The sequence below is a fragment of the Microcystis flos-aquae FACHB-1344 genome, from assembly GCF_014698375.1.
Lineage (GTDB): Bacteria > Cyanobacteriota > Cyanobacteriia > Cyanobacteriales > Microcystaceae > Microcystis > Microcystis aeruginosa.
The window spans coordinates 1-2,306 of the sequence record NZ_JACJSW010000005.1 but is presented as its reverse complement, the minus strand read 5'-3'; the positions used below and the strand labels follow the sequence as shown (position 1 = coordinate 2,306).

Below are 2,306 nucleotides of genomic sequence, written 5' to 3'. Positions count from 1 at the left end.
TTGATTTGAAGGATAACGGAGAGGTTGGTTAGGTTGGTTGCGTTACCGTTTTCTATTTCTAAATTGCCAAGGAAGGCAGCGCGGGTCATTACTGCTTCTTGGTCGATTTTGATTTTGACTGTGGCGCAGACTCCTCCACTACCATCTAAGGCTTCTTTTAATTCCTGCACACCGTCGTAGAATTGCTCTCCTAAATCAGCAAAACCTGCTGCTTCACTAACTTCAATAGATTCATTAGCTTTTGCTAGAGCATTTTGCCAAATATCTATCGCTAAAAAATCTTTATCTTGTTCATTTTCTACATCTTCAGAATTAAATATACCTGCTTCCCAATAATCTATGGTGCGATTCCAGCGATCTAAAAATTTGTTAATATCTGATGCGGTTATTCCCTCCGGTGGAGTTAAACTTAATAATTCACTTCTTTCTTGATCAGAAATCTTAACATCAGATGCTTTCGTTCCCTCAGTTCTTGCATTGAATTCGCCCACCCAATTGCTAAAAGTATTTTCGTTTAGTTCTGCTGCTTGCCACCAAACAAAATCTCCAAATAGTAAAGTTTGTGCATCAATAAGGTACTGAAGAGACTTTAAATTATCACTTACAAGTTTTATTGCGGATTCAGGAATTGAGCTTGACTGGAGCAAAGATGACGTATCAGCACTAAAAGTAGCTCCTCCTCCTGCAAAATCTCCACCACCAGGAAATAAACAAGTTTGAGTGATTTCATAACCACATTCCACATACTTTAACCATTTCCAAGGACCAGGAATTGTATTTTTTATTGCATGAATACAGTTCCAAACAGCTTTAACACAAGTCCAATAGTCACTACCACTTTGTCCAGAGGGATTCCCAAAACTAGCTACACACTTATAAGTATCTTTAATACATTTTTGCCAATCAGTAAATGGAATAAATTTTTCAACACACTTAAGAACTGCCTGTTTTAGTTTTTCGTTACAAGGATCACAGTCAGAAGAAGTTACTTTAAAATCTGGAATAACTATCCCACTAACAGGTCCACCAGGTCCACCAGGTCCATTAGAGCCACCAAAGGGGAGTGGATTTAAGCTTAAATTACAATTTCCTTCAACATTAAGAACAGGAATAGGAAAAGCTCTTTTAATTTTCTGTCCAGCACATTCATAATCATAACTCAACCCTAGCGAGAATGAACAAGGCACTTGAATTCCTGAAGATGTACTGATTTCACCACTACTTGCTAAAGTATCAAAATCAGCAATTCGGGTGATTCTGACTGGAATAGTAATCGAACTTTTGGCGGCTAAAATGTCAACCCCATTGATTAAAGGCTCAATCTTATAAAATGGATGCTCACCTATATTTAAAGCAATGTCATTCGCTGCAATTAAGCCATGATTAGTAACTTTCATGTCAATTTGCATAACTTGACCAACTGCTTGTAAATCAGCAAAATCTAGAGATGAAGGTTCAATAACCACCGTCGGAATTGGGACGTTGGTTTCAAACGTCGATTGAACCGTAATAATATATTTATCTTCAATTTCAGTCGGCGTTACTGTCCAAGTATATTTAACTGTTTGTCTTGACAAAAATGCCTGAATATCTTCCGTTTCTCCCGCACCAATATAAATATTCTGCTCATAAGTATCATGATTATCCGCAGTAATCCGCAGTTTATAATACCCCTCCGCTAAATCAGTTTTAGACAATATCCCATCGGCATCTTTTTCTGAGGAAATAACGGTTCCTGTAAAGGGATCTAATAGGGTAATTGTCGCATTTTCTAGCCTGGGTGAACCTTCCGCAAAGAAGAATAATTCATCAACAACACTAATATTTAAATTCCCTTTCGCTTCCGAAATCGCTCGGAAATTAAACGGTAAGCTTAAGGATGCTTCATCCCCGGAAATAACGACATTTCCGTTATAAACTGTTAACTCTTGCGTTGCTGACGGTTGTAATAACAACGAAACTTTCGTTGATTGACCCGGATTCAAGGAAGGTAGCTTAACCGCAGAAGCTGACTTTAACCAAGAAGCATCAGGAAGCAGAATATTTAATTCTCCCGACGCAATTTCCCCTTGATTACTAACCGTAAACTCGACTATTGTTTGACCTCCCCGCAACATCGAAGCTTGTAAACTGCTGGTATCTGCAACTAAACGGGGTAATAGTCGCGCCACATCTACTCGTATTGGTAAATTCGCGGTAACGCCTTCAGTGGTACTTAATCCCAGACCAAAGTTGTAATAACTCCATTTATCATCGGGGACATTAATACTGTAATTAACCGTGATTTCTTCATTACCCCCTAAACT

Annotated in this window: 1 protein-coding gene; it reads right to left on the bottom strand. The window is 38.4% G+C overall.

The window, feature by feature from the left end:
- Positions 1–2,306 (bottom strand): hypothetical protein (locus tag H6G48_RS00070; protein ID WP_190717874.1); only part of this gene is annotated, 2,306 nt, incomplete at both ends.